General features: G+C 56.8%; 5 protein-coding genes. 4 read left to right on the plus strand and 1 reads right to left on the minus strand.

Annotated features, from left to right (window positions below; translation table 11 throughout):
- A partial coding sequence (locus AC1XOS_RS20740) for an RNA polymerase sigma factor (RefSeq protein WP_481964114.1) occupies positions 1-312 on the minus strand: 312 nt, incomplete at its 3' end.
- Positions 313-485: 173 nt separating this feature from the next.
- Here AC1XOS_RS20740 and AC1XOS_RS20745 point away from each other — a divergent pair.
- The 4 genes from AC1XOS_RS20745 to rpsA all read left to right on the plus strand — a co-directional run.
- Positions 486-1,046, plus strand: a complete 561-nt coding sequence (locus AC1XOS_RS20745; RefSeq protein ID WP_481964115.1) for a cob(I)yrinic acid a,c-diamide adenosyltransferase — start codon at positions 486-488, stop codon at positions 1,044-1,046.
- Positions 1,047-1,051: 5 nt separating this feature from the next.
- Positions 1,052-1,522 carry a thioredoxin-dependent thiol peroxidase gene (gene bcp, locus AC1XOS_RS20750; protein ID WP_481964116.1) on the plus strand — a complete coding sequence of 157 codons (471 nt, stop codon included), beginning with the start codon at positions 1,052-1,054 and terminating at the stop codon, positions 1,520-1,522.
- 104 nt (positions 1,523-1,626) lie between these two features.
- Positions 1,627-2,445, plus strand: a complete 819-nt coding sequence (mutM, locus tag AC1XOS_RS20755; RefSeq protein ID WP_481964117.1) for a bifunctional DNA-formamidopyrimidine glycosylase/DNA-(apurinic or apyrimidinic site) lyase — start codon at positions 1,627-1,629, stop codon at positions 2,443-2,445.
- A gap of 82 nt (positions 2,446-2,527) precedes the next feature.
- On the plus strand, positions 2,528-3,947 hold a 1,420-nt coding region (gene rpsA / locus AC1XOS_RS20760; RefSeq protein ID WP_481964118.1), incomplete at its 3' end, for a 30S ribosomal protein S1.

A 3,947-nucleotide genomic window follows, 5' to 3' on the forward strand; every position in this document is an offset into this window, starting at 1 on the left:
CGCCTGCCAGCTTGGCGCGATAAGAAGATTCTCAAGTCCCTCTTCGGGGGCCTCGGTAAGGCGCTCAGAGTCGCGGCCACGGCTCCGTCGCCAGCGCCAGCAGACATTGACCGCGATTCGGGAGAGCCAGGCAAAAGGGCTTCCGTAGCCCGTCCATTTCTGGCGATTGCGCCACGCCTCGACGAGAGTCTCTTGCGCCAGGTCTTCGGCGGAGTCTCGGCTTCCAGTCAGGCGTGCACAAAGGCGGATCAGGCGCGTGTGCTCCTGATCAAAAGACGCGACTAGGCTTTTGAATCTCTCCTCTTCCAGCAAATTATGCGCTCCCTTAAAACCACTTCGAAAAAAGCGAGCACCGCAGAACAGTCAGTCCATACTACGATGCTCGGGAGTCATGTCTCATCACTTATTAAGATCACCCAAGCCTGCCTTTGGTTTACAGAGAAATCGAAAATAATAAAAATATCTTCTGGGTATACTTCAAGGCGATGAAGCTTTACACACGCACCGGCGACTCCGGGGAGACGGGGCTCTATGGCGGCGAGCGGGTTCGGAAAGATAGCCTGAGAGTGGCGGCCTACGGGAGCGTAGACGAAGCCAATGCCGCTCTGGGAGTGGCGGCGACGCTGGGGGAGACCATGCGGCTCCAGAAACTTCAGGCGGAGCTTTTTGTGGTGGGCGGTGATCTCGCCACGCCTTTGACTTTAGGGAAGGGAAGCGAGGGCGAGAGCCGCGTCCCCCGTGTTTCGGGGGAAGAGACAGCGTGGCTGGAGCGCGAGATAGATCTCTTAGAAGCTGCGCTAGAGCCGCTTCGGAGCTTTATTTTGCCGGGGGGAACACCTCTGGCGGCGGCGCTGCACCTTGCCCGAACCGTGGTGCGGCGGTCGGAGCGAGCCGTCGTCACGCTCTATGAGGCGGAGCCCGAGCAGACCAACCCGGAGGCGATCCGCTATCTCAACCGCCTCTCTGATTTTTTGTTTTCCCTGGCGCGGTTTGCCAATCAAAGCGCCGGGCAGCCCGATATCCTCTGGAAAAGGAGCGCAAGCTAAAAATAATGGAACGACCAACCGAGGGGCAGCTAGCCCCCGATTTCACTCTCCCTGCCTCAGGCAGTGACGAGAGCATCACGCTCTCCGCGCTACAAGGAAAGCGCGTGGTATTGTTTTTCTACCCCAAAGACGATACCCCAGGGTGCACGGTGGAAGCCTGTGCATTTCGTGATCTGAGTGCCGAGCTCGCTGCCCTAGATGTCGTGGTGCTGGGAATCTCTAAAGACAGCGTCAAGTCGCACGAGAAGTTTGTGAGTAAGTTTGGCCTGACGTTTCCGCTGCTTGCTGATACGGAGACCGAAATTTCGCAAGCGTATGGGGTGTGGGTGCAGAAAATGAACTACGGAAAGCCCTACATGGGCATTGATCGGACGACATTTATTGTGGGAAGTGATGGCACCATTGCGCGTGTTTTTGCCAAAGTAAAACCGGAAGGTCATGCGCAAGAAGTCTTGAAATATTTAAAGGGAGACTAATTTTGCTTTTTCCCTTGACGTAGGTGTGGAAATGTTGGTAGAATAGCTCCGCTTTACTAGGCGCACGTGTGCCTAGATAAAACAGAAAAGGTGGCGATTGGGGCGTGCCGGAACTGCCGGAGGTGGAGACACTGCGACGAGGGCTCGAAAAAGAGTCCGTGGGTCGGAGAATACTCTCCGTCGTGATTGCCAACCCTAAGGTGCTAAAAGGCCAGAGTGAGGTCGAGTTTCGAGATCGCGCTGTCGGGAAGTGTATTGTTGGTGTAAGTCGGCGCGGTAAATACCTCTTCCTGCCGCTTGCGGTAGATAGCTTCTCCTCTCCCTCTTTTACTCTTTGCCTTCATCTGAATATGCGTGGGGCGCTTCGTCTAAAAACGGACGAGGAGCCGCTGGGGAGGTATGGGGTGTTGCGGTTGGGCCTAGATGAAGGCAAGTCGCTACACTTTGACGATATATGGGGCTGGGGAGAGTGTCGTATTGCGGTTGCAGGCGAGTCACTCCCAGAGCTTGGCGAGGAGCCGTTAGGGCCTAGCTGGGATCGCAGAGAGTTTGCAAGGCGACTCTCAACCCGGCGGGTGGCTATTAAGACGGTTCTTTTGGATCAGAAGATTGTCGCAGGCGTGGGGAACATCTACGCCGACGAAGCACTGTTTCGTGCGCAGCTTGCTCCTACACGGGCGGCAGCGGCACTGACAGAGAGCGAGTGTGAGCGGCTGGCAGAGAGCATCTGGCAGACACTTACCGAAGCGGTGGCACAGGGGGGGACACGGGGCGACTACGTGGATCTCTATGGTCAGGTGGGAAGCTATATCCCACAGGTCTATGACCGGGAAGGGGCGGCTTGTCCGCGCTGTACCGCGCCACTGAAAAAAATAAAGCTGGGGGGGAGGGGAACTACCTTCTGCCCAGTATGCCAAAACTGAATAACAAAATACTGGAAATCATGAAAAACTGGTGCAGCTACCTAGTGTAATTGCTGCATCTTGTAGGGAGTTATCGTAGTCTATGTCCGAGGATATGAACGACGCGACGCAGGAAGCTGTTTCTGCGACCGTCACGACCGATGCCACTGAAGTGGAGCAGATGCCGCCGCTCGATCAAATCGAGGTTCCCGGTGGTGGGGGTGATGGAGGAGATTTTGAAAACTCCACCCGTGAGCTGCGAAACGGATCGTTGGTTAAGGGAACAATTGTCCACATTGACTCGGACGGCATTCTCGTAGATGTCGGTACCAAGTCAGAGGGACTTATTCGTCCTAATGAGATCTCGCGTGAGCCGATCGCAAACATGGAAGAAGAGTTCCCCGTGGGGAGCGAGATTCTCGTTGTGGTCCTGGATGAGGATAAGAACGGTGTTCTTCACCTCTCCAAGAAGCGTGCTGACTTCGAGAAGGCTTGGGACCGTGTCCAAGAGTGCCTGAAGTCTGGCGAGATCGTCATGGCGAAGGTCAGCGAGCGCGTCAAGGGCGGGCTCGTGGTTGACTTGGGGATCCGCGGCTTCGTGCCCGCTTCCCATGTCGGCAATGGCAAGCTCAAGAATCTGGATAAGTTCGTGGGAACCGAAGTCCCACTCAAGGTGTTGGAAGTGGATCGGGGCGCACGTAAAGTCGTCCTCTCCAACCGCATTGCCACCGAGCAAGAGCGCGAGAAGCAGAAGCTAGATACGCTCTCTAACCTGGAAGAAGGTCAAGTTCGCGCGGGTATCATCCGCCGCGTCACTGACTACGGTGCGTTTGTGGACTTGGGTGGTATTGATGGTCTCCTGCACGTCTCCGAGATGAGCTGGACCCGTGTTAAGCACCCCTCCGATGTGGTTAAAGTGGGACAAGAAGTTCAGGTGAAGATCCTGCGCCTCGGCTCCAACGAAGGCCGCGTTAGCCTCGGAATGCGCCAGATTCTTCCCGATCCTTGGGAGAGCGTGGCCGAGAAGTACCGGACAGGCGACGTGGTTGAGGGCGAGGTTACACGGCCCGTTCCCTTCGGCGCGTTTGTCTTGCTTGAGGGTGGCATTGAGGGAATTATTCCCAACAGCGAGCTCTCGCATCGTCGTGTGGCACGGGCATCGGATGTCGTTGAGGCAGGCCAGATGGTGCAAGTCAAAGTGGTGGATGTCCGCCCCGACGAGCGCCGCCTGACTCTCTCTCTGCGTGCCATGACGACCCGCGAAGCGGAGCCCGAGCCGCGTGTGGCTGCTGGTCCGATCACCGATGGTACCGCACCTAAGAAGCGCAAGAAGCGCGGTCGTGATGACGATGAGGGCGGTATGACCGGTGGCGGCGGCGGTGGTGGTGACTATCGCCAGTACATGCGCTCCGATCAGTTTGGTGGCCTGACACTGGGGGATATGTTCGGTGACATGTTCAACAAGTCCAAAGGCGGAGCCAAGCGCGAGAAGCGTCGCCGCGTCGAAGACGAGGACGATGATC

The organism is Armatimonas sp., assembly GCF_964826245.1.